This is a genomic window from Pseudomonas sp. Irchel 3A7, assembly GCF_900187565.1.
Classification (GTDB): Bacteria; Pseudomonadota; Gammaproteobacteria; order Pseudomonadales; family Pseudomonadaceae; genus Aquipseudomonas.
On sequence record NZ_FYED01000014.1, the window covers coordinates 1 to 20,311 of the forward strand.

The following is a 20,311-nucleotide window of genomic DNA, read 5'->3' on the forward strand; positions in this document are numbered from 1 at the left end:
GTAGGAACGGCGTTGTGGCTGCATGAAAGACCCGCTTAAAAGGCTAGAAATGGTGTCCACTTAAATTTAAGTGCACACCATGTCCTGCCTTTTCAGGGCGGGCTAGATGACTTTGCCGGACGCATACGGCAGAGTCGTATCGCACTGGCAGGTTATGAGGCCTGTCAGGACTTGGTGGCGTGCATGTTCGCGGCAAGCTTTGGAAATATGCGCTCGGCAAAAATACTGGTAGTTGGCGCTGGAGGTGCGGCCTAGGAGATCATCGCGATGGTCAGGCTTGAGCCGGGTTGTTGCTTCATCGCCGTTCATCCGTCGGAACCGATGCTGGAAATCGCGAAACAGGAGTTAGCCCTAAATAACGTGCTTGAAAGAACGGGAGTGTACCTTGGGCACGCTGAAGACTTGGCCGCAGATGAGTCATACGACGCAGCCACTTTGATCGGTGTATTCCATCATCTCGATTGGGATGATGCCAAGGAAGAAATTCTGCGATCCATTCGGGCTCGTCTGGAACCGGGGCTCCGCTGATTGTTGCCGGCAATCAATATGCCTATGCCGGCCAGTCGTTACTGCTCGCCGCCCGGGACAACGTTGGAGGCAGCGTGGAGCCAGGCCGGATCAAGTGAAAGTCAAACTTGGAAAAATTCATAAGGCGCTGACCCTCCACATTCTGAGGTGGATGTTCAGTAGTTTTGGCATGATGCGGGTTTGGGGGACGCTACCCGATTTTTCAGCAGCCTGTTCTGGAGCGCCTGGTTAACGTGTAAATTGGTCTAAGCGGCGATCTAAATTTCAGTTTTTCGCCGGTCTCTGCTCGACTCGAAAGTCATCGAGCGCCTTAAAGCACAAACTTTGTGCACAGCAGCTTCCTACTAAGTATATGCACTAACGTGCATTCAAGAATTCCTCATGGTTTTACCGTGTGGATGTCGTCCATGTGATGGGCATGCGATGATTTCTTCTCGGGAACTATGAATCTCACTGTGGAGCTGGTGAGGATTTGGTGAGTCGGGTCGGCCACTTCCAGGAGAACCTTGTGAATACCGGGCGTCAGTCCAACTAAGATAATCGGATCTTCACTGGAATGCGCCCATGTACCTTTCCAGTCATCGACGGTCACGTGGAGGTGGCCCAGACGCGGTGAGACGTCAGCAGCAGCTTTGCCAAATACAGGCATGATTCTGGCGTGTTCTATCCTAAACTGAATAATGACGACACCACGGGCAAGCGGCTCGGCAAGCGGCGCAAAGGCTACGAGTTTTGGCGGCAACTCTGACTCCAATGGGAGAATTGCCGGAGGGTGATTGGTAGCTGCTTCTTCTTGGCCGAATGCTGCCAGGCAAAAAAAGCCTACCCACGCAAAGACGAACAGGTTTCTAAAAGCTAGGGACATGGCGTTTTCTCCCTGGATGATCTGATAAAAGGCTAGACCAAACCAATCAGTTGTCTAACCATGAGCGAGGTGAAGGAAACGAGCCGGTAAAGAGCGGTAAAGACCGAAAGGGGGGTTATTAATAGGGCAGGCTGTCCGCTCCTGGCTGGGAATGTGTAAAAAAGCTAGATCCCGCTTCGATCTTAAAAGCTGTCTGGCTTCGTCGCCTGATCAAGTCATGATGACCCTTTGTTGTACCGATGATTTTCATGACCCGTTTCAAGTTGTAGGCGAGCACATTCAAGCTCATCTCCGCGCTCACCCCGGCCAGCTTTCGCATCAGGAAGGTTGCACCCATCCATTGTTTGAGCGTCCCGAAGGGATGCTCAACAGCCCGTTTTCGGACTCGCATCATCTCTGGTGCTTTACTCAGCCGAAGCTGCAGCTCCTCCAATACGTCTTCATGCTCCTAGCGTCGAACCCGTCGTTCCGTGCTCGGTGTGCAATTTAATTTCAACGCGCAGCCCTGGAATTTCGAACTCAAGTAACGATACAGCAACAGGCCTTTTTCCACGTAGGAATAGCGCTAGATCAGCACCTCTCCAGCCGGGCAAATATATTCGTTTTTTGCCGCGTCATAGACGACATCGTTATTAAAACGCCCGTCAGCCTTGGCTCCAGAAGTCATCGTCTCGGGCACATTGAGGGTTAATTTGAGGTTTTTTGCTTGGTGCAGGTGCACCTATCTAGTGACCGGTGGCCCTTGAGATGAAAATTTGACCAGCCGTCGCGGATTCTGCGCTGCGGCGGCCAGCGTGACTTCATTCCTCGCGCCACTCATGCCACGTAGTCACAAGCGATCAATTTCAGGATGCGCTTGAGGTGGGCAAACAACATTTCGACCTTTTCACGTTTATGGCGAGAGCGGAGATATGCCGGCGTTACTGCAATTCACCGAGCCACATCGCGAGAGGCTTCATGCCAAGATCAGCCATTCAACGTATACAAAAACAGGGAGCGATACAAAGCGACCGCCATCTTAAGGCTGTGTCAGATACCGGGCAGCCTGATGAAGAGCTACGCTAATGCCTAGTTGGTCTCAGTCCATCCAAATCAGCGGTGGCGTACGAACATGGTTTTCTCTTTACTGATGGCGTTGATATTAGCGTTCCTGATTGGCTGGATTTCGCAGCGCACGGGTATGTGCCTTGTCAAAGCGAGCGAACAGCTGCTGGAGGGACGCCCGACGTTGTTTGTGGCACTTACATCGTGTGGATTGTTCGGGTTGATATTGGCCCCACTTTATCGTTTCTCCGAGGTCAGCCTGCCGCTGTACTCGCCTGGTATGTCCTATCCTTTACTGATTTCTGGAGGCTTGTTGTTTGGAGTGGCATCGGTGCTGAACAACGGTTGCAGCGTAGGCACGCTGACCAAATTCGCCTCTGGCAATTTCAATAAACTGTTCACGATGATCGGCTGGGTCCTGGGGATCATATTCTGGTATTACATGCGTATTATACCCGAACAGAAGACCATTCTGATGCCGGAAATTTCCAGCCCCCACTACTGGCTGTTGATCGGAGTAGTGGCGCTGGTGCTAATATTTTTAGTCGGCATACATGGTAATAAACATCTGGTTTTCTCCAGTATGTTGCTGGGTGCCTTGACAAGTGCGCTCTATTCGTTTGAGCCGTTATGGACGCCTAGTGTTTTTTTTTACAATGTTTCGCAGATGATCTGGCAAGCCGATATGGCAATCAGCGCCCGGCGAATTGCGGTGTTTTTTATGTTGCTGGCTGGCATGCTGAGTTTTACCCTTTACAGGAAAATATTCCATTTCGAGGCCTTTACTCCATCAAAGGCTAGCATTCATTTGTTGTCTGGTATTTTGATGGGGATTGGGGCTTCGATGATGCTCGGCGGTAACGACTCGCAAATACTGCTGGTGTTTCCAACACTGGGCGTGGCTTCAAGTATTCCACTGGTGTCGATTACCACAGGCATACTGGTGTCATTGTGGTGTAAGAAACGCAGTACAGGTTGAACACCCTCAAGATTGTTCCAGAGCTGTGCCTTATTTTTGCGCACAGCCAATCAAACGGAAGTGAATATCGCCCAGACGGAACAGAGGCTAGCGATCCTTGGCGTAGTGGATGGCTTCTGTGACAATGACCTTGAAAGCGATGAAGTCATCCTGAGTGGCAAGGACTTGTTGCGGCAGATTGGCTACAAGCTGTGAATTGCAGATTGAGTATTTCGTGGGGAAGGGGCTGGTATGACTGGACTTGTCCCTAAAAAACCGGACACCAATTCCCTGTTAAATTGATGCTACTGCCAAGCGCCTGAACTCCTTCGGTGAGCGATAGTTCAAGGCGCTGTGCGGATGCTGCTCGTTGTAATGCTCGAAGGCAATTGCCAGGTTACGCAGCGCCGTTTCTCGATCCGGCTTGGGCATGTGCGCCACATAATCACGTTTGATCGTCTTCACGAAGCTCTCGGCCATGCCGTTGCTTTGCTGGCTACGCAGCGGTGTTGTCACCGGCTGCAAGCCGATTTGTCGAGCAAATAGGCGTGTCTGTTCGGCAGTGTACGCCGAGCCGTTGTCGCTTGACCATTGCACCGGCGTGGCGGACAGTTGATCACCAAAGCGCTTCTCCACGCTTTCCAGCATCAAGGCGCGGATATCATAGCCGCTCTACCCGGTCGGACTCGCGATCCAGCCGATGGCTGCGATCACAGCAGTCCAGGGCGAAGGTGACGCTCATTTTGTCGCAGTCCTCACAACGGAACTCAAAGCCGTCCGAGTACCAACTCGTATCGCTGTTTTCCACGGCAATACGGCCTTCGTGCCGACGCGGCACGCCGAGCTGTTTGATCCGGCGTTCAAGCAAAAGGTTGTGGTCACGCATCACCCGGTAAACCCGTTTCACGTTGACCGCAGGCAGCGACCGTTTTTCACGCGCACGACGCAGCAGTCCCCAGACGCGACGGTATCCATAGCCTCATGGATTTCGCCCCCGAAACACAGGCAGATAACCACTTGCATGTGCTTGTATTGCTCGGCGATCCGAACGTGGATATCCCCAAGCTAAGTCGCCCAGCAAGCAAATGCCCCACCAAATCCGGCCGGTTATCCCGGATCGCAATGCGCCACAGCATATGTACGCCAAGCATCCCCGTCAGATAAGCAGCATCCTTGGTAAACGCCGAGTCACCCCGCAGGTCAGCGCCTCGGAAAACCCGTTGCGTCGAGCAGAACGACTCTTCCTGCGAGTGCCCACCCGCCCAAAAACCTTCAACTACTTGAATAGTCGGCGCCATCCAGCGCCTGCTGCACCGCGAGCACCCGCAGCGCCAGGCGCCGCAGGCGGTTGATACCCATGCTCCCAGTGAACAGCTCGGCCAGAGTGGCGATACCCTCCTTAGTCTGGGTGGTTCGTGGCGTCCAAGGCCCAGGCTTTTGAAGTTAGGTTGCAATGCACCGTTTTGTGCCGTCACCACATGCACGAAAGCCTCGTGTTGCAACAACTGATTCTTATACAGCTCCGAAAACAGCGAGCTGGCCCGCAGGCGTATACGGCTCGCCCCGGCGATGGCCTTGGCGGCGAGGGTTGCATCGATTACAACCTTGATCAGCCCCTCACCGAAGAAACGGTCCAGCTCCGGTTGAATCCAGGCGGCGTACGCCTCGGCCGGTATATCGGCCTGAGTCGGCGCGATCCGGGCACCGCCGAGCAAGGCGTCGGTGGTCTTGAGAAAGAAACGCGCCGCATCCGGCATATTCAGTTTCTGGTTCGTGTAGTAAAAGTTCGGGCGGCGATACAGTGCTAACGAATACTGAGTGAAGACCGGCGTACCAATAGCCCCGGGCATGCGCCCGGCGGTGGCATATCTGCGGGCGGTCATGGCGAGAAAATTTCCGGCCGGATGGCCTGGGTCGCAATAGATGATGAGCCAATGAAACGACGCTCACGGACCAAAGCTTTTGAGAGCGGTGACGGTACCAGTACGGCGAAGGCAGAGGCCGTAAAGGCGATCAGGAAGAGCACGAAGGATGAGCGTGCTGTTGCGCGTATGGCACTGCGAAGTCCGTCGATTAGGTCTGGCTGGATTGCTATGGCCGTAGCGCTCATCGCCATAACCAGTGCTGCGATCAGGCTGAATAACTGCCAGCTTCGCAAACTCTTGGATTGAATATTCATGGCAAGTACTCCTCTAGGTAAGGTTTGTTGTCGCCCAATGAGTCGGACGACTTTTGCTGCAGCCTGCGATCCATCTGCTGCGATACGGGAGACCACACCGTGCTTTTCCGAACATCAGCCACCGCTATTCGTTATCACTGAAACGGAGACCGAGGCACACCTACTTGGGTCGTCACACCCGTGTCTGACTGAGTTTCTTGGCGAAAAGAGCGCGCCATACGACATCGTCGCGAACATTGACAGACCAAGATGCAATGCCAACTGTCCGAACCTAAACGCTGGTCAATGGATGGTTGACGTGGAGAATTCTTGCAGGAGGGGGTACTCTGATTATGTCCGAAATCGGTTGTTTTGAATGTTTGTAAGTATATGAAGGCTCTGGATACAGAGGGGTACAAAATGCAATCTATGGTAAGCGCCAGATGTTGCTGCTCTTGAGATGTAGACATGCTGCCGACTTGACCTTAGCGTTGGGCGTTCCCGTGCCGTCCGCAATGCGTCCGTGAAGGTGAATGATTTTACGAAGGTGCGCACGACTTGGAGCTGGGTGTGATGATGGGGATGCCATCGGCAGGCATGGGCCTGAGACCGATACAAGCCCGTTCCGGATCTATGGAAATAACACCATGGAGTTCGTTCCGGATTGTCTTGGCAGTTCGAAGCGCTATTGCTGCCGGCTGATTTTCCATGGCGTCGTCCAGGTAATCTTCTGCCGCCAGCAACGCATCATTCGAACTTTGCCTCACTTCCATTTCAGGGCTGGAGATGAGGGTGTGCACGAGGTTGGGTTGTGACTTGTAACGAATGAAAATGGCAGGCGAGGCCTCTATTGGCAGGGACACTCCAAGCATGTCTGTCAGTTTCGTGATGCCTGTCCCGGCTGCGAGTACGACAATATCGGCATCGACGATGCCTATTGTTGTTTCGACTCCGGTCACCGTTGCACTCTGGGTTACAAAACCGAGCACTCGCGTCTGAGTGAGAATCTTCGCCCCATACGCCTGGGCACCTGCGATCAACGCATGCGTAGCTGCCACTGCGTCCAGCGCTCCTTCTTCAGCCGCATACAGAGCAGAATGGGGGGCTTGAGATTTGGTTCCAAGTCGAGAATCTGCGATCGAGACACCAGGTTTGCCGAAGCTTGGTGACCTTAGATCGGCAGCGCTCCAATCGCCATCACGCTGTAAGACAAGGCACCTGTCCACCTTATCTCCAGACCTGGCAGATGCGCTTCGAGTCGGCGGTACTCCTTGATGGCAGAACCGCGCAGTTGCGCAATTGGGTCAGGTTCGGGGTGTGAGGCATTGAGCCAAGCGAATGAGCTGCCAGTCACTCCCGACGCTATATTTTCAGCTTCTACCAAAGTGACATTCGCGCCTTTACCTGCCAAGTGATACGCCAATGACGCGCCAACGATGCCCGCACCAATGACAACGACTCGTTTGTCCTGACCATTTCCATGTCAACCTCCGTTCTGTCGATGAGCCGATGGTACGACAGCTGGATGATTTCATGAGATGAGAACCTGATCGTTCAGCTTTTGAGTGTCTGCTTCTGGCCCAGAGTGTGTAAAAACGCCCGGACAAACCCTTGCTATGATTTCTGAGAATTTCATCGCAAGGGAACCCCATGATACGGTTTATCCAGGGTGAACACCGAGGTCAAAGCACCTTACTTCCCGAAAGCCTCGACGACTATGTCAGCGATACCAATCCGGTACGCGTGGTTGACGTTTTCGTCGATGAACTCAACCTGGCCAAGCTGGGTTTTGATGGCGACATTCCAGCCGAAACCGGCAGACCTGCATACTCCCCCCCCCTGCGATCCTGCTGAAGATCTATATCTACGGTTACCTCAACCGCATTCAGTCGAACCGATGCCTTGAGCGAGAAAACGAGGTAGTTCTAACGAGTAAAGCAAAGTTCAGGACGAGGACGACGTAGTGTGCTTCGGTTTCAGGACTATCGCACCATCTACCATCTCGATAGTTAACTCGTCACCAAGGCCTAAACTTAATTTCGCAAGCATTTCTGGTGGCAGATCAACGATGACGTCGCCAGTTCCATCCGCGGTTTCCTGGCATCTGACTGTCCAGCGTTCGTTTTCGCTCATGATCGTTTAGCTCTCATTCCATCGTAGGGGACGTTTCATTATGCTCATGATTATTTCTACTCGAACGGATATTATTGGCCGGTCATGGACGGTCACTGCCTGTCGCGAAGGTGCACGGCAAATGCCGAACAAGAGGGTGTCCTATGTTTGCTGAAATTCTGCGTGAGAATGTCTATGGTGCCTACCGGGTACGGTTGGAAGCACTTCTCCAAATCCCCACGGACGCTTCAGATTGGGACATCCACGAACTGATCGAAGCTGGTTTCTCGGCTGGTAATGTCAAAGTCCTTTGCGACTTTGGCGGAATAATTCCGCTAGAGCGCGACCAGATAATTTCGCCCAAAGCTCTCAAAACTAGGCTGGCGCGCGGCCAGCGATTGACGGTGGACGAGAGCGATCGCCTGTTTCGTGTTGCACACATCATCGCCACGGCCCAGACGCTCTTCGGGGGCGACGAAAAGGCCAAGCACTGGCTCTCCAAGTCCAAGGATTGCTTTCGGGTAAAAGCCCAATTGCGATGCTTTAAACCATCCAGGGCACCCGTCGGGTTGAGGAGATGCTGATTCAGTTAGCAGAAGGGTTGGCATTCTGATTCTATCGCGCATCAGCACTTTGCAGATAGGACCGGCCGCGGGGAGAGGCTGGTCAACGGCAGGTGACATATCGCCAGAAAACCAGTCGCCTACCTGGCCGGCACGCCATCGGGGCCATACTGGAGATTCTCGCATACCTTGAGATTGACTAGTGGGCTTCCCCGGAAACCTCAAGTTGCTCAAGGTCGATATACCTGACTCAGTACGAGACGCCAGACAACGCTCCGCAATAATTCGACATGACCGGCTCCGAGCTAAGAGTTTTGGTTCGTATTGATCTCACGCCGAATGCGTTCAAACAGCGAGTCTAAATCTGTATCCGGATCGAGGAGCAAAAAACTCTCAAGGAGGAGGGTAAGCGGGTGCACCCCCATTCTGTCGGCAAGCTCCGATGCCTTCTCCAATGTAACGTTCTTAAGGCCGCGCTCCAGCGTGCTGAGATATGTCCTGCTACTGACGATTCCAAAATCTTCTTGGGTCAAGCCCCGGCGAAGCCGTGTGTTACGTAACGCAATGGCGAACGCTTCCTTCAGTTCCATTTTGCTTAATCCACAAAAGGAACGATGAAGCCTTTGTGAGCTCTATAGAGCTACAATCTATAGTGTTCATTTTGAGAGAGTTTTATGCCCGCACTTCAGATTAGCGCCCGTCAGTTGTCTGCGACGAGTATTCAGCACAATCCTTCAACCATGCTTATGGTCGCGGTGGCGAACATTGCTCAGCCGGAGCAGGGCATAGAGATAATCAAACGCTTCTCCGGCCAACAACTGATCGACCTGTTCAACGAAATGGATCGGCCTGATTCAGATAAGGCCATCGTTGGTGTCCTGCTGGCAATACCTCCAAAACTTAACGGCTCTCCGCGGTGGATCGCTGAGAATGTCTTTGATTTTGGCCGAGTCGAGCTAGGGTTAGCGGATGGCGCTTGCTTAGATACATACGCCTACCGCCTTGCTTCAAAATCTGTATTCAGAGACAACGAAAAGGTCGACCCTACAGATATCCTGGGCTGGAGATCACTCTATAAAACGTCCAATGCGGATGGTGACGTTGATCCAGAGCTTGTCGCCCATCAAACCTGGTTGTCTATCGTCATCACTCGAATGGTCAACGCAGTAAATCTACCTGATGAGGAGGATGCCTCTGAGTAGTTGTCGGCTCTCCATTGGTACCGTAGCTCAATTCCAAAGGAGACCTTTTTGCAGATCAAACCGGGTCGGAGGGTACGGATACCTCTGGCTTTCAAACTTATGGACTTCGACGCTAATCATCGCTGCCTGCGATAGGCCAAGACGAGCGACGACGAAGCCCCCTTACCCAACAGTGTTCACGAGAGACGGCCATGAAAGGAAGACGCAAAGTCAAAACGTCTAAGTGGTTTTTAAAGGCTCAATTTGAGGCCGAAGCTCAGCGCATGATGGCAAATAGATCTAATGACGCTGCACATAGATTTCTTGATGCGGCCTTGCAATTCGGAATAGAACATGAACCTATTGGGCGCCTTGCGGGTGGCTAGCATAACCCTAATGCTCAAGGTGACCGCGGCTCCAATCGCCTACTTTCGACGCATTACATGTGGTCAGATAATGACCCCTGGATGCATAGACAAATCTGAATCGCCTAGCTGACAGCCTAACCCTCATCAAGCGCCCCAGTATTTCTTCCGATATTGAGAGCCCCATGCACAAATCAGATCTTCCAATGCTGCTCACTCAGACTATCGAGGTCGTTATCCGCGCGGGACAGCTACTTATTGAGGAATGGGCGAGGGTAAATGGACCGCGAGGGAAGGGGGATAAAGCCATAGTAGACATAGAAATCGAACGCGTTCTATGCCAGCAACTTCTAGGACTTTTTTCTTGTGACTTCTGGGGCGAGGAAACCGGACATAGCCTCACGGGACATTCCTGGTGTTGGGTCGTCGATCCTAATGACGGCACGAGTGATTTTCTCAAAGGTCTCAAAGGGTCTGCCATTTCTGTCGGCCTTCTGCATAAGCAAATTCCGGTATTGGGGGTGGTCTACGCACCAGTCACTGTTGAGGGCTCGCCTGATTGCATCGCCTGGTCTGAGGGACTACCCAATTTGTTACGCAATGGACAGCCAGTGGCAAGAAAACTCTCTGGACTGGCGTTGTCGAGCAACTCCTACGTGATGGTGAGTGCAGCCGCGATTTTCAAGCCAGAGATCAATCGTGAGCTTTGCACCCCCAGCAATTTTGTTGCGATGTCCTCAATTGCCTATAGGCTTGCAAAAGTCGCCGCAGGAGATGGCGTCTGCGGAGTTTCTCTGTACGCGGTTTCTGCACATGACGTCGTTGCAGGACACGCGTTGTTGCGAGGTGCGGGTGGCATTTTGCTCAATGAAAATGGTGAGTCAATTTGCTATGTAACAGAAGCAAAAATGCAGACGGTCTCAAGACGCTGCTTCGGGGGATCAGAGATGGCGTGTCGGACATTGCTGGCTCGAGATTGGAATCGAATTTTCACAGCGAAGGAGAGCCATGCTTAAACGTAATCATTCAATTTGGCGTTTATAATCAAGCCATAGCAATGTTGACGCCTGGCGCGTCAGGCACTTCGCTCGCTGCTCACCAGATGCGCGTTTCGTGCGGCAGGAGAATTCACTCTCTCCCAGATCGATGGGGCGTTCAAATGCTCTGTAAAATAACCACCTGAGCCAATTGGATCAGGTATGAGTCATTTTTGCATTGAGTTGGTGCGCTTAGGAGATGTACATGTCAAGTCATCGTGACATCGTGTCAATGCGTCGTGACAGATGGGGGCAGGCATCAAAGTGCGTTCCGGGCCAGCCAGTGCTTCCAGGTAATCGATGATCAGCGTGGAATCCATCAACACTTGACCGTCATCCAGCACCAGGGTGGGGGCCTTGACCACCGGGTTGATTTGCCGGAACTGTTCGAACGTCCTGAACACCGACACCGATTCGTGCTCCAGGGCAATGCCCAGGCGTTTGGCAGAAATGGCGACGCGTCGCACATAGGGCGAATCCAGCATGCCGATCAGTTTCATTTAACCGCTCCTTGGGTTTGCCATTTCGGGAGGTACAACCTTAGCCGAGCCTGCGCGACCTGCAAAAGGGGGCCTGCTGCTCAGCCGTTTGTCTTCTATATACCTCCGCTGGATTGAATTTCTTGCTATAAACGCACTCCGATATCCGCCTGGATGCCTGCCATAGCGCATTTTCGAGGCCTTGTCGGACAAATTCGCTGTCTTTTCAGTTGCTGAGGCCTCAAGTCGGCCTTAGACTGCCGCCCCTCGTAAATTGAGTGCCGGGTGGCGCTTGGAACAAACGGCGCCTTTCCGATGGCCTGCCCAGGTCCGCCGGAACGCTCCCTTATTCGCCTTAATGCACGTTTTTTTATAGAGATATCAATGACAAAGGACAAGTTGCTGGCCATGCCGGCGGATGACTACATGAATGCCGAGCAACATGCTTTTTTCTCCGAGCTGTTGCAGAACATGAAAGTCGAAACCCATGAGCGCATCGAACAGAACCGCATCGCCATCGAAAGCCTGGACACCCCGGCCGATCCGGCTGACGCGGCTTCCGTGGAAGAAGAGCGTACCTGGTTGGTAAACGCTATCGATCGCGACCAGCGCATGCTGCCTCAGTTGGAACAAGCCCTGGAACGTATCAAAGAAGACAGCTTCGGCTGGTGCGACGACAGCGGCGAGCCGATAGGCCTCAAGCGCCTGCTGATCAGCCCGACCACCAAGTACTGCATCGAAGCTCAAGAGCGTCACGAGCAGATCGACAAGCACCAGCGTCAGGCCTGATTCGTCAGCGCCCCCATCGCGGGCAAGCCAGCTCCCACAGGATTATCGTGAACCCTGTGGGAGCTGGCTTGCCCGCGGTGCTTTTTGTCGTCCACGAAATCTTCTATTGATCTGCTGCAACATCCGCGACTAAAGGCTTATGGATAATGGCTTTTTAGTGGCGCTTAATGCGAAGACAACAATTAGAAGATTTTTTTGGGGTGACTACGATGACGAGAGAAGGTTCTCTGGTGGCGGCAGTGCCTGCGCCTGTACTTTTGCCGAAAAACCGCTGGCTGACACCGACGTTGCAAAGCATCGCCCTGATGCTGTTGCTGTGTGGCATGACACTTGGCGGCTGGTCGCTTTACCTTGGCTTGCCAGTGGCCGTGTTGATTATCTGGCTGCCTCGCCTGCGCTCACGCGCAACGCCCGAATCCGTTCCTGCCGATACCTCCGGCGCCATCGCCGCGTTGACCCGCGATCTTTCCTACACCACCAGTCATAACGCGCTGTCCGCCGCCGGCGTGGCCTTTTCGGTCAAGCAACTGGCGGACAAGCTGCAATCGCAACTGGGTGCAGCAGCGCAAATCGTCGGCAACGCCGAAGTGATGATTGCCACCGAACAGGCCACCTCGACCCTCAGTCGCGAGGCGCTGAGCGCTGCAAGTGAGGCGCATCGCAGCGGCGCGGCCGGGCGAAGCGAGTTGATCGAGTCGATTTCGCGGATGCACCGACTCAGCGAACGGGCCAATAGCAGCCGTGAACTGATCGAAGCCCTGAGCCTGCGCAGCGACGATATCCAACGCGTGACCCTGGTCATTCAGTCCATCGCCAGCCAGACCAACCTGTTGGCCCTGAACGCGGCGATCGAAGCGGCGCGGGCCGGGGAGCACGGGCGCGGTTTTGCGGTGGTGGCCGATGAGGTTCGCGGACTCGCCGCGCGCACGGCGACCGCGACCGGGGAAGTCGGTGAGATGGTGGCCGATATCCAGCAACGCACCGCGCAGGTGGTGGAGCAGATCCGCCAGCTGTCCAGTGATCTCGACACCGGTGTCGAGCAGGTCGAGCACACCGGTCAGCATCTGGAAAACATCGCCCGCCTGGCGGCCAGCGTTGAAACCCAGGTCGGGGAAATCGCCCGCGGCGCCGAGACCAATCGCGAACAACTCGACAGCCTGTTCCACGCCATCGAACAGATGCGCAGTGACCTGGCCATCAGCGATCAACAAACCCGCCGCCTGGCCGAGGCGGCGGTGCAGATGGAAGGGCAGGCGGAAACCATCAGCGAGCGACTGGCCGAAGTCGGGCTGGACGATTATCACCAGCGGATCTACGACCTGGCGCGCGAAGGCGCGAGTCAGATTGCAGCGCGTTTCGAAGCGGACATCGACGCAGGCCGTGTCAGCCTCGACGATTTGTTCGACCGCAATTACCAGGCGATCCCCGACACCAGCCCGGCCAAATACCAGACGCGTTTCGACCGCTACACCGATCAGGTCTTGCCGGCGATCCAGGAACCGCTGCTACCGCGTCATGAAGGCCTGGTGTTCGCGATTGCCTGCACCCAGCAGGGTTATGTGCCAACCCACAACAACGTCTTCAGCCAGCCGCTGACCGGTGATGTGCAGGTCGATACGTTGCAGAACCGCACCAAACGGAAATTCGCCGACCGCACCGGGATTCGCTGTGGCAGTCATCAGCAGGCGGTGTTGTTGCAGACTTACACCCGGGACACCGGGGAACTGATGCATGATTTGTCGGTGCCGATTGTGGTCAGGGGGCGGCATTGGGGTGGGTTGCGGTTGGGGTATAAGCCGCAGACGGTTCGCTAGGTTTTGGATTTGGGTTGGTGTACATATCCGTTGATTTGGTAACGGCGACTAATGGTTTCGCCCTTACGGCGAGTCACTTTGGAAAAGCGCCAAAGTAACCAAAGCGCTTTCGCCCCTTTCGTTCGGTGCCTCGCTAATGCTCGGCATGCCCTCGCTCCGGTCCTGCTTCGTGGGCCCGCCGCCATCGGCCATCCATGGCCGGGGGCGGCTAACCCGGCATCCATGCCGGGTTGCCCACTGCGCAGAACCTGCGCTCGGCCTCTCGATGGGGCAGATCAAGATCAAAAGCCAGGGCAAGAGCCGACGCCAGAGCAAGAGCAGAAGCAGTCGGCACTTGCACAAAATTGTGGAAATACGCGGACCTGTGGGAGCGAGCCTGCTCGCGAAAGCAGTGTGTCATGCAGCATAAATGTTGACTGATACAACCCTTTCGCGAGCAGGCTCGCTCCCACAGTGGAATGAGCACATCTGCCAAAGCCAGGTCGGCTGTCAGGCCGCCTCGCTTTTGCCTTTGATCCAGGCGCCCCGTTAAACCACGAGATTGTTACGACTTCGACAACGGATCTCTACAAAGTCGTCGCTGTTTCCCCGGCATCGAACTCATTACCCTACCTACATAGTTAGGTTGCTAACGGAGTTCGAAGCGCAACATGCAAAGCAGAGTCGATGTCGCGGTGATGATTGGCAGCGGTGTGCCCGCCAGTTTGCGAGCCTTGGGCCAGAGCGTGTGCTGGGTGGTGTTGTTGAACGGAGAACGCCGGGGTACGGCGTTCTCCAGTCGCGATGAAGCGGAGGAGTGCAAGGCTGCCTGGTTGGCGCAATTGAACGCCGAAATCCCGGACAGCCTGCATTGAACCGAGAGGTCAGTGCACCTGGTGCATGCGCAAGTTCAGGTCGTCGACCACCCGCGCCCAGTCGGCGTCTTCACGCAGTTGTTCTTTCAGGAAACCTGCCTGTTGCGGGGTCCAGAACTCGGCATCGATGAGTTTCTTGTCATCGGGCATCGGCGAGTGGCTGGCAATGAAATCGTCGATGGCTGTCTGGGTGGAATCCAGGCCGAGCTGGTCGAACAAACCTTTCAAGTCGTGGGTCGGTGACTCCATTTTCATCTCCTTGCAGGGGCGAAGAGGGTTCGAGGTCTGAGCAACGGCTCCATTACTTCTGAGGGAGCCACGCTTCAGGAGTTCGAAAACTATATTCAAACGCAGGAGTGAGCATAGACCGCAAAACCGGGTATCAGGCTTTCAATGCGCCGGCATCGACAGCCGCCTTGAGCTCCTTGGCGGACTCCTGGGCGGCGAGGGCAGCGATCTCCGTGGACTTGAACCAGCGGTCTTTTTCGACCTGGTGATAGCTCACGGTTTTCAGCGGTGGCTTGGCGCGCATGACAATCACGGCCTGGAACTCGCCGTCGACTTCTCTGGCTTCGCCCCGGATAAAAAACTCGCCGATATCAAATTCCGTCACTTTGCGGCCTTCCCTTGGAAATATATTGTTGTGTTCAATGACGCCCCGCGGTGACGGGACGCTATTGATTGGTCGGGCAGTATGGCAGCAGTTGCGGGCCGGCGGCTGAGTTAAGTCACCGGCATGACGAAACGTCTCTTTGAAGGAGCAAAGCGCGTCGTGTCAAATACGTGACTCGAGCGAGCGGGCGAGGGCGCAGGCTTCGTTATGATTGGCGCGGAAACCTCTTACATGCCCCGTGGAAATTTCTTTGATGTGGAAGAAGGCATTGCCAGCCAATATCACTTGAAACCTCGGAAAGACGGGGTATCGGGTTTGAGGTTCAGCGTGTGGGAACCCTTGCGAACGGGAAGTCGATGGAGCTGCCAAGGGATGATCGAAGTGAGTCAACGTGCACATAGGAAGTCCTTTTCGTTGTTTTACCGACTTATGTACGTCGTTATGGGTAGTCTCGGCGAGCATGGCTGCTCTAGAATCACCCTCACTGGTGGGTGATCTGTGATTATCTAAAGCAATTTTTGCCTGGCGATATGTCGGAAAAGTGCTTTTTTTTTGAGAGTTTTTTCCCTGAAGTTGATAGTCCGTATTTCTCTGGCCGTACAAAGGGCGTTTTCCTTCAACCTTTGACGAATGCCAGGCAGGACGAGGCGAGCGGCGTCCAGTAGTCTGCTCAAGCCTCCGGATGGATGAGCCCTCTGCTCATTCAGGATCTCGACCCGGGTTTATCTGGCTTCACCCTCGGCATTGCCGCTTTTTTCGGCTGTGCGCATTTCAAGCGTGCGGCATCATTTACAGATGTGGGGATGGTTCCTTGGCAGTAAGTAATCTCGATATGCATGCTTTGTTCGTGCTGGGTGATTTGCGCGCAAAGCTGGTTAAACAGTTTCAGTCACGTTTCGTTTACATCACCGAACAGAACGCCGAAGGCATCTACGTCGCCGAAATCGACACCGAATCGGCGCTGGTGGTGGACGACAAGCCGGGGCTCAAACTCAAGGTCGGCGACCATTTCAGCGCCTCGGTCCTGCCGAGTCGCGAAGGCGGCAAGCTGGAAATCAAGTTCCGCGAAATCAAACTGACGGTCTACGGCCTGGGCGACTACGCCTTTGTGACCACCGCCGATGGCCAGGCGGTGATATTCAAGGAAGGTCACAGCGTGGTGACGGTGTTCGCCGCCCACCAGCAATTGCAGGAAGGCCTGACCAAGACGCTCAAGGCTGTGACCGCCAAGGCCGCCAAGTGGCGCAAAGGCGAACTGGTGATGTTCAAGGCCAGCGAGTGATGAACCTGACCCGCGCCGACTTCCACCAGCAGAATCAGGCCAGTGCCCAAGCCGAAGCCCTGAGGCTGTTCGAGCACAAGCCTGTTCTGCAGGGAGCCTGGCTGAATTGGGTGGCCTCACAGCTCTATGCATTGCGTCCGGCGGAGTACGCCAGCATGGTCAGACGAGAACTGGTGCTTTTGCAGGAAAATTCCGAAAATTAATCCGCGTCCCTCGAAAACAGGAACCTCTACTACAGTCAATTGACTGAAGTTTCAGAGGCTTTGCGGTCTTCTGCCTGGCCATCCTGCTATTGCTGTGATCAGCACGAGGTGCAAAAGCATGAAAGGTATTCGACGGTTGCTGGCTGCTGTCCTGGCCACTTGCGGATTGTTGGCGTCACCCGTTCCGGTGCTGGCCGCCCAGGCGCCGATCCATTTTGCTGATCTGAACTGGGAAAGCGGCAGCCTGATCACCGATATCCTGCGGATCATTGTCGAGAAGGGCTACGGCCTGCCCACGGACACGTTGCCAGGCACCACCATCACCCTGGAAACCGCCCTGGCCAACAATGACATTCAGGTCATTGGCGAAGAGTGGGCCGGGCGCAGTCCGGTGTGGGTCAAGGCCGAGGCCGAAGGCAAGGTTGCCAGCCTCGGCGATACGGTCAAGGGCGCCACCGAAGGCTGGTGGGTACCGGAATACGTGATCAAGGGCGACCCGGCCAAGGGCATCAAGCCGATGGCGCCGGACCTGCGCAGTGTCAGCGATCTGCCCAAATACAAGGACGTGTTCAAGGACCCGGAAGCGCCGAACAAGGGACGCTTCCTCAACAGCCCCATTGGCTGGACCTCGGAAGTGGTCAACAAGCAAAAGCTCAAGGCGTACGGCCTGGATGACAGCTACGTGAACTTCCGCAGCGGTTCGGGGGCGGCGCTGGATGCCGAGATCAGTTCGTCGATCCGCCGGGGCAAACCGGTGCTGTTCTATTACTGGTCACCCACGCCGTTGCTCGGCCGCTTCAAACTGATTCAGCTGGAAGAGCCGCCATTCGACGCCGAAGCCTGGAAAACCCTGACCGACGCCGACAACCCGAACCCGAAGCCCACCCGTTCGCTGCCCTCGAAACTGTCCATCGGTGTGTCCACACCCTTCCAGAAGCAGTATCCGCAGATTGCCGAGTTCTTCGCCAAGGTCGACTTTCCCATCGATCCCTTGAACAAGGCCCTGGCGGATATGAGCGAAAAACACACCCCGCCGCGCCAGGCAGCGCAGGAGTTCATGAAGAAGCATCCGGATGTGTGGAAGGCCTGGGTGCCCAAGGATGTGGCGGACAAGGTGTCTGCCGAACTGAAGTGATGGGGTGAACTCGAAGCCGCCTTCGCGAGCAGGCTCGCTCCCACATGGGGTCTGTGAACACCATCGATCTCCTGTGGGAGCGAGCCTGCTCGCGAAGCTTTTGCTTTTAAAACCTGGTCTGCACCGCCAGCTCAAAAGTCCGCGGCGTACCCAAATAGTACGCCGGCGATACATGGGCAAACTCGGCATACACCTCGTTGGTCAGGTTGCGCACCCGGCCGGTAACGGTGGTGTGTCGATCAACCTTGTAGCTCAGAAACGAACCGAACAGCGTGTACGACGGCACGGTCATGGTGTTGGCGCTGTCGGCAAACACCGACGCCACGTAGCGTGCATCGACACCCCCTTGCCATTGCGGCGCGAAGTCATAGGTCAGCCACAGATTGCCCACCCGGTCCGGCACATTGGTCGGCGTGTTGCCCTTGCGTGAAACCACCACGCCGGCCGCATTCTTCTCAGTGAATTCGTCGTACCGGGCATCGACCCAGGCGAAGTTGCCTTCGACCAACAGCTTGTCGGTGACCCGCAGTGAGCTGGCCACTTCGATGCCTTTGGAGGTTTGCTGACCTACCGGAATGCTCAAGGTCGGGTCCAGCGGGTCGGTCACCGCGAAGTCCTTGCGCTCGATCGTATAGGCTGCCACCGTCGCTGCACCGCGACCGTCCAGATAATCGAACTTGCTGCCGATCTCCCACTGCTTGCCCGTGGACACGTCAAAGTCTTGCGTGCCATTGGGCTGTTCGGCGGCGGTGCTGTACTGCGCGTAGACATTCGCCGAAGGCAGGATCTGGTAAGTCAGGCCGACCCGCCCGGTCACCGGTTCCCAGCTGCGCTTGAGGTGCCGTGGATTGCTCGCGGTCACGACGCGATGGTTGGTCACGTCCAGGTCGATGTCGTCGTAGCGCAGGCCGGTGAGCAACGACAGCTTGTCGGTGAGCGCCAGGCGATTCTCGACAAACAAGGCTTTGGTGGTGACCTCGTTGGTTTTGTCGCTGATGAAACCCTGTTGAGTGCCAGGAATGTCGTAGAAGTGACCTGGCTCATAGTTATCCGGATTGACAGTGCTGGCGCCTTTGACGTTCAGGGGTGAGTTGGTGGTCTGGTTGACCTTGTACTCGAAGCCACCGGACCAAGTGGTCGCCAGCCCCAGCAGCGTGTTGTCGTGACGCAGTTCGAACTGGTTGCCGTTCTGCTCGCCCTGATGCCGCACCTGATACGCCGTGGAGCGGTTCACCGCGCTGTTGTCGGCGTTGTACTGATAGGTCTCCAGGTTGCGGTAATCGCGCTGGCTGTCGAGGTGGTAAAGCATGTTGCGCAAGGTGGTGCTGTCGTTGATCCGGTAGTCGATGATCGAGCGCACCCAGATCGTCCGTTGCTCGTAGCGGCCGTCCTCGACGTTGTAGTTGTTGAAGCGGTTGTGTTTGTCGATTTTCAGCTCACCGGCCTTGGGATTGAGCACTGGAGTGCCCCAGTAGGGACTGTCTTCGTGCTCGTCCTGGTATTCCAGGGCCAGGGTGTGGGACAGGTTCGGCGTCAAGTCGCTGAGCAGCGAGAACGCCACGCTCCAGGCATCGCGCTCCTGGCGGTCGATGTAGCCGTTGCCGGTGTTGTGGCTGACGTCGAGGCGGGCGTAATGCTGCACGTCCGCGCCGGCCTCGCTGAGTGCGTGATTCAGGCCGAAGGCGGTTTCTGTGGTGTCGTAGGTGCCGTAGCTGACCCGGCCTTCAAGCGCCTGCTCTTCACGGCTCGCCAGTTTGGTCACGTAATTCAGCGAGCCGCCCACGGAGCCGGCTCCATTGATCAGCGACGATGGACCGCCAACCAGTTCCACCCGGTCATAAATCCACGCATCCACCGGCCGGGCGAGACCGCCGGACACATTGACGCCGTTGAACATCTGGGTGATCTGACTGCTGGTGAAGCCCCGGTACGAGACGAAGCCGCCGAAGCCCGGCGGTGCGCTGGCATTCACGCCGGGCAGGGTGTTGGCGGCGTCCTGGAAGTTCTGTGCGCCGTGGCGCTCGATGTCGTTGCGGTTGGCGATGGCCACCGAGGCCGGGGTTTCCCGCACGCTCAAACCCAGGCGCGAGGCCATGCCACTGGACTGGTCGATGTTGAGGCCGGAGGCGGCGTTTTGATCGCCATCAATGGTGATGGGGGCGAGATCGACTGTGGATTGCGCCCAGGCATTAACGGACAGGCAGCCGAACAGGCTCGCCAGCAAAGGGCTGGTAACGAAAGAAAAACGTGTCATCGATGAATCCTGAATGCTCGGTTAGCAAGCAGCGCACACGCAAACGCCTCGCGTTGGCGAAGTGGGCTGGTCGGTAG

At 55.5% G+C, this 20,311-nt stretch carries 17 protein-coding genes and 10 pseudogenes; 13 read left to right on the forward strand and 14 right to left on the reverse strand.

The features are described from left to right. The first annotated feature begins 84 nt into the window (after window positions 1-84). Window positions 85-777: pseudogene (locus CKW21_RS21955) on the forward strand (class I SAM-dependent methyltransferase). A 130-nt stretch (window positions 778-907) separates the two neighbouring features. Here CKW21_RS21955 and CKW21_RS21960 read toward each other — a convergent pair. The 3 genes and pseudogenes from CKW21_RS21960 to CKW21_RS31915 all read right to left on the reverse strand — a co-directional run. Then, window positions 908-1,393 (reverse strand): DUF6130 family protein, encoded by a 486-nt coding sequence (locus tag CKW21_RS21960; RefSeq protein ID WP_095196008.1) that lies wholly within the window; start codon window positions 1,391-1,393, stop codon window positions 908-910. Between the two features lie 232 nt (window positions 1,394-1,625). Then, window positions 1,626-2,084, reverse strand: a pseudogene (locus tag CKW21_RS21965) (transposase); the annotation flags it as partial. Window positions 2,085-2,114: 30 nt separating this feature from the next. After that, window positions 2,115-2,359 (reverse strand): annotated as a pseudogene (locus CKW21_RS31915) (transposase); the annotation flags it as partial. A 145-nt stretch (window positions 2,360-2,504) separates the two neighbouring features. Between CKW21_RS31915 and CKW21_RS21975 the strand changes: the two are divergent. Beyond that, window positions 2,505-3,416 (forward strand): YeeE/YedE thiosulfate transporter family protein, encoded by a 912-nt coding sequence (locus tag CKW21_RS21975; RefSeq protein ID WP_095196009.1) that lies wholly within the window; start codon window positions 2,505-2,507, stop codon window positions 3,414-3,416. Then, window positions 3,413-3,611, forward strand: a pseudogene (locus CKW21_RS21980) (adenosine-specific kinase); the annotation flags it as partial. The gene CKW21_RS21975 and the pseudogene CKW21_RS21980, both read left to right, overlap by 4 nt. A 78-nt stretch (window positions 3,612-3,689) precedes the next feature. Here the strand turns inward: CKW21_RS21980 and CKW21_RS31920 are convergent. The 4 pseudogenes from CKW21_RS31920 to CKW21_RS22005 form a co-directional block, all read right to left on the reverse strand. Beyond that, window positions 3,690-4,371: pseudogene (locus CKW21_RS31920) on the reverse strand (integrase core domain-containing protein); the annotation flags it as partial. A gap of 85 nt (window positions 4,372-4,456) precedes the next feature. Continuing rightward, window positions 4,457-5,323: pseudogene (locus CKW21_RS21995) on the reverse strand (tyrosine/phenylalanine carboxypeptidase domain-containing protein); the annotation flags it as partial. Window positions 5,324-5,325: 2 nt separating this feature from the next. Further along, window positions 5,326-5,574: pseudogene (locus tag CKW21_RS22000) on the reverse strand (hypothetical protein); the annotation flags it as partial. A 551-nt stretch (window positions 5,575-6,125) separates the two neighbouring features. Next, window positions 6,126-7,003 (reverse strand): annotated as a pseudogene (locus tag CKW21_RS22005) (NAD(P)/FAD-dependent oxidoreductase); the annotation flags it as partial. 200 nt (window positions 7,004-7,203) lie between these two features. Here CKW21_RS22005 and CKW21_RS22010 point away from each other — a divergent pair. Further along, a pseudogene (locus CKW21_RS22010) lies at window positions 7,204-7,466 on the forward strand (transposase); the annotation flags it as partial. Between the two features lie 31 nt (window positions 7,467-7,497). Here CKW21_RS22010 and CKW21_RS32360 read toward each other — a convergent pair. Next, window positions 7,498-7,686: an AbrB/MazE/SpoVT family DNA-binding domain-containing protein gene (locus CKW21_RS32360; RefSeq protein ID WP_095196012.1), complete on the reverse strand. Its 189-nt coding sequence runs from the start codon at window positions 7,684-7,686 to the stop codon at window positions 7,498-7,500. Between the two features lie 143 nt (window positions 7,687-7,829). On the opposite strand from CKW21_RS32360, the gene CKW21_RS22020 reads away from it, so the two are divergent. Next, window positions 7,830-8,249 carry an antitoxin gene (locus CKW21_RS22020; RefSeq protein WP_256590303.1) on the forward strand — a complete coding sequence of 140 codons (420 nt, stop codon included), beginning with the start codon at window positions 7,830-7,832 and terminating at the stop codon, window positions 8,247-8,249. 284 nt (window positions 8,250-8,533) lie between these two features. On the opposite strand, the gene CKW21_RS22025 is transcribed toward CKW21_RS22020, so the two are convergent. Then, on the reverse strand, window positions 8,534-8,818 hold the full coding sequence (locus tag CKW21_RS22025; protein ID WP_095196013.1) for a helix-turn-helix domain-containing protein: 285 nt from the start codon (window positions 8,816-8,818) through the stop codon (window positions 8,534-8,536). A gap of 84 nt (window positions 8,819-8,902) precedes the next feature. On the opposite strand from CKW21_RS22025, the gene CKW21_RS22030 reads away from it, so the two are divergent. Both CKW21_RS22030 and CKW21_RS22035 read left to right on the forward strand, forming a co-directional pair. Then, window positions 8,903-9,430: a hypothetical protein gene (locus CKW21_RS22030; RefSeq protein WP_256590304.1), complete on the forward strand. Its 528-nt coding sequence runs from the start codon at window positions 8,903-8,905 to the stop codon at window positions 9,428-9,430. Window positions 9,431-9,959: 529 nt separating this feature from the next. Continuing rightward, complete coding sequence (locus CKW21_RS22035) at window positions 9,960-10,790, forward strand: inositol monophosphatase family protein (RefSeq protein WP_095196014.1); 831 nt, start codon at window positions 9,960-9,962, stop codon at window positions 10,788-10,790. A gap of 275 nt (window positions 10,791-11,065) precedes the next feature. On the opposite strand, the pseudogene CKW21_RS22040 reads toward CKW21_RS22035, so the two are convergent. Continuing rightward, a pseudogene (locus tag CKW21_RS22040) lies at window positions 11,066-11,311 on the reverse strand (glutathione S-transferase N-terminal domain-containing protein); the annotation flags it as partial. Between the two features lie 363 nt (window positions 11,312-11,674). On the opposite strand from CKW21_RS22040, the gene CKW21_RS22045 reads away from it, so the two are divergent. The 3 genes from CKW21_RS22045 to CKW21_RS22055 all read left to right on the forward strand — a co-directional run bounded on the left by CKW21_RS22045 (window position 11,675) and on the right by CKW21_RS22055 (window position 14,747). After that, the gene (locus CKW21_RS22045; protein WP_007935965.1) at window positions 11,675-12,079 is read left to right on the forward strand and encodes a TraR/DksA C4-type zinc finger protein; all 405 of its coding nucleotides are present in this window, start codon (window positions 11,675-11,677) and stop codon (window positions 12,077-12,079) included. Window positions 12,080-12,669: 590 nt separating this feature from the next. Then, window positions 12,670-13,893 (forward strand): methyl-accepting chemotaxis protein, encoded by a 1,224-nt coding sequence (locus CKW21_RS22050; protein ID WP_371917539.1) that lies wholly within the window; start codon window positions 12,670-12,672, stop codon window positions 13,891-13,893. Between the two features lie 650 nt (window positions 13,894-14,543). Next, the gene (locus CKW21_RS22055) at window positions 14,544-14,747 is read left to right on the forward strand and encodes a hypothetical protein (RefSeq protein ID WP_095196016.1); all 204 of its coding nucleotides are present in this window, start codon (window positions 14,544-14,546) and stop codon (window positions 14,745-14,747) included. Between the two features lie 9 nt (window positions 14,748-14,756). Here the strand turns inward: CKW21_RS22055 and CKW21_RS22060 are convergent, their stop codons facing one another. The 3 genes from CKW21_RS22060 to CKW21_RS31925 form a co-directional block, all read right to left on the reverse strand. Next, window positions 14,757-14,996 carry a DUF2789 domain-containing protein gene (locus CKW21_RS22060; RefSeq protein WP_095196017.1) on the reverse strand — a complete coding sequence of 80 codons (240 nt, stop codon included), beginning with the start codon at window positions 14,994-14,996 and terminating at the stop codon, window positions 14,757-14,759. Window positions 14,997-15,129: 133 nt separating this feature from the next. Then, window positions 15,130-15,360: a hypothetical protein gene (locus CKW21_RS22065; RefSeq protein WP_095196018.1), complete on the reverse strand. Its 231-nt coding sequence runs from the start codon at window positions 15,358-15,360 to the stop codon at window positions 15,130-15,132. A gap of 162 nt (window positions 15,361-15,522) precedes the next feature. Further along, window positions 15,523-15,759, reverse strand: a complete 237-nt coding sequence (locus CKW21_RS31925) for a hypothetical protein (RefSeq protein ID WP_095196019.1) — start codon at window positions 15,757-15,759, stop codon at window positions 15,523-15,525. Window positions 15,760-16,192: 433 nt separating this feature from the next. Here CKW21_RS31925 and CKW21_RS22075 point away from each other — a divergent pair, with 433 nt between their 5' ends. The 3 genes from CKW21_RS22075 (at window position 16,193) to CKW21_RS22085 (ending at window position 17,980) form a co-directional block, all read left to right on the forward strand. Further along, window positions 16,193-16,642 carry a hypothetical protein gene (locus CKW21_RS22075; RefSeq protein ID WP_170948710.1) on the forward strand — a complete coding sequence of 150 codons (450 nt, stop codon included), beginning with the start codon at window positions 16,193-16,195 and terminating at the stop codon, window positions 16,640-16,642. After that, window positions 16,642-16,845 carry a hypothetical protein gene (locus CKW21_RS22080; protein WP_095196021.1) on the forward strand — a complete coding sequence of 68 codons (204 nt, stop codon included), beginning with the start codon at window positions 16,642-16,644 and terminating at the stop codon, window positions 16,843-16,845. The genes CKW21_RS22075 and CKW21_RS22080 overlap by 1 nt, the downstream gene beginning before the upstream one ends. Window positions 16,846-16,963: 118 nt before the next feature. After that, entirely contained in the window at window positions 16,964-17,980 is a 1,017-nt protein-coding gene (locus tag CKW21_RS22085) for an ABC transporter substrate-binding protein (protein ID WP_095196022.1), read from the forward strand. A 106-nt stretch (window positions 17,981-18,086) separates the two neighbouring features. Here the strand turns inward: CKW21_RS22085 and CKW21_RS22090 are convergent, their stop codons facing one another. After that, complete coding sequence (locus tag CKW21_RS22090; protein ID WP_095196023.1) at window positions 18,087-20,234, reverse strand: TonB-dependent siderophore receptor; 2,148 nt, start codon at window positions 20,232-20,234, stop codon at window positions 18,087-18,089. Window positions 20,235-20,311: the final 77 nt, after the last annotated feature.

Bases quoted from the DNA above. Each gene is read 5' to 3' on its own strand.
- CKW21_RS21960 (WP_095196008.1), bottom strand. From the start codon at position 1,393: ATGTCCCTAGCTTTTAGAAACCTGTTCGTCTTTGCGTGGGTAGGCTTT.
- CKW21_RS21975 (WP_095196009.1), top strand. From the start codon at position 2,505: ATGGTTTTCTCTTTACTGATGGCGTTGATATTAGCGTTCCTGATTGGC.
- CKW21_RS32360 (WP_095196012.1), bottom strand. From the start codon at position 7,686: ATGAGCGAAAACGAACGCTGGACAGTCAGATGCCAGGAAACCGCGGAT.
- CKW21_RS22020 (WP_256590303.1), top strand. From the start codon at position 7,830: ATGTTTGCTGAAATTCTGCGTGAGAATGTCTATGGTGCCTACCGGGTA.
- CKW21_RS22025 (WP_095196013.1), bottom strand. From the start codon at position 8,818: ATGGAACTGAAGGAAGCGTTCGCCATTGCGTTACGTAACACACGGCTT.
- CKW21_RS22030 (WP_256590304.1), top strand. From the start codon at position 8,903: ATGCCCGCACTTCAGATTAGCGCCCGTCAGTTGTCTGCGACGAGTATT.
- CKW21_RS22035 (WP_095196014.1), top strand. From the start codon at position 9,960: ATGCACAAATCAGATCTTCCAATGCTGCTCACTCAGACTATCGAGGTC.
- CKW21_RS22045 (WP_007935965.1), top strand. From the start codon at position 11,675: ATGACAAAGGACAAGTTGCTGGCCATGCCGGCGGATGACTACATGAAT.
- CKW21_RS22050 (WP_371917539.1), top strand. From the start codon at position 12,670: ATGATTGCCACCGAACAGGCCACCTCGACCCTCAGTCGCGAGGCGCTG.
- CKW21_RS22055 (WP_095196016.1), top strand. From the start codon at position 14,544: ATGCAAAGCAGAGTCGATGTCGCGGTGATGATTGGCAGCGGTGTGCCC.
- CKW21_RS22060 (WP_095196017.1), bottom strand. From the start codon at position 14,996: ATGGAGTCACCGACCCACGACTTGAAAGGTTTGTTCGACCAGCTCGGC.
- CKW21_RS31925 (WP_095196019.1), bottom strand. From the start codon at position 15,759: ATGTGCACGTTGACTCACTTCGATCATCCCTTGGCAGCTCCATCGACT.
- CKW21_RS22075 (WP_170948710.1), top strand. From the start codon at position 16,193: ATGCATGCTTTGTTCGTGCTGGGTGATTTGCGCGCAAAGCTGGTTAAA.
- CKW21_RS22080 (WP_095196021.1), top strand. From the start codon at position 16,642: ATGAACCTGACCCGCGCCGACTTCCACCAGCAGAATCAGGCCAGTGCC.
- CKW21_RS22085 (WP_095196022.1), top strand. From the start codon at position 16,964: ATGAAAGGTATTCGACGGTTGCTGGCTGCTGTCCTGGCCACTTGCGGA.
- CKW21_RS22090 (WP_095196023.1), bottom strand. From the start codon at position 20,234: ATGACACGTTTTTCTTTCGTTACCAGCCCTTTGCTGGCGAGCCTGTTC.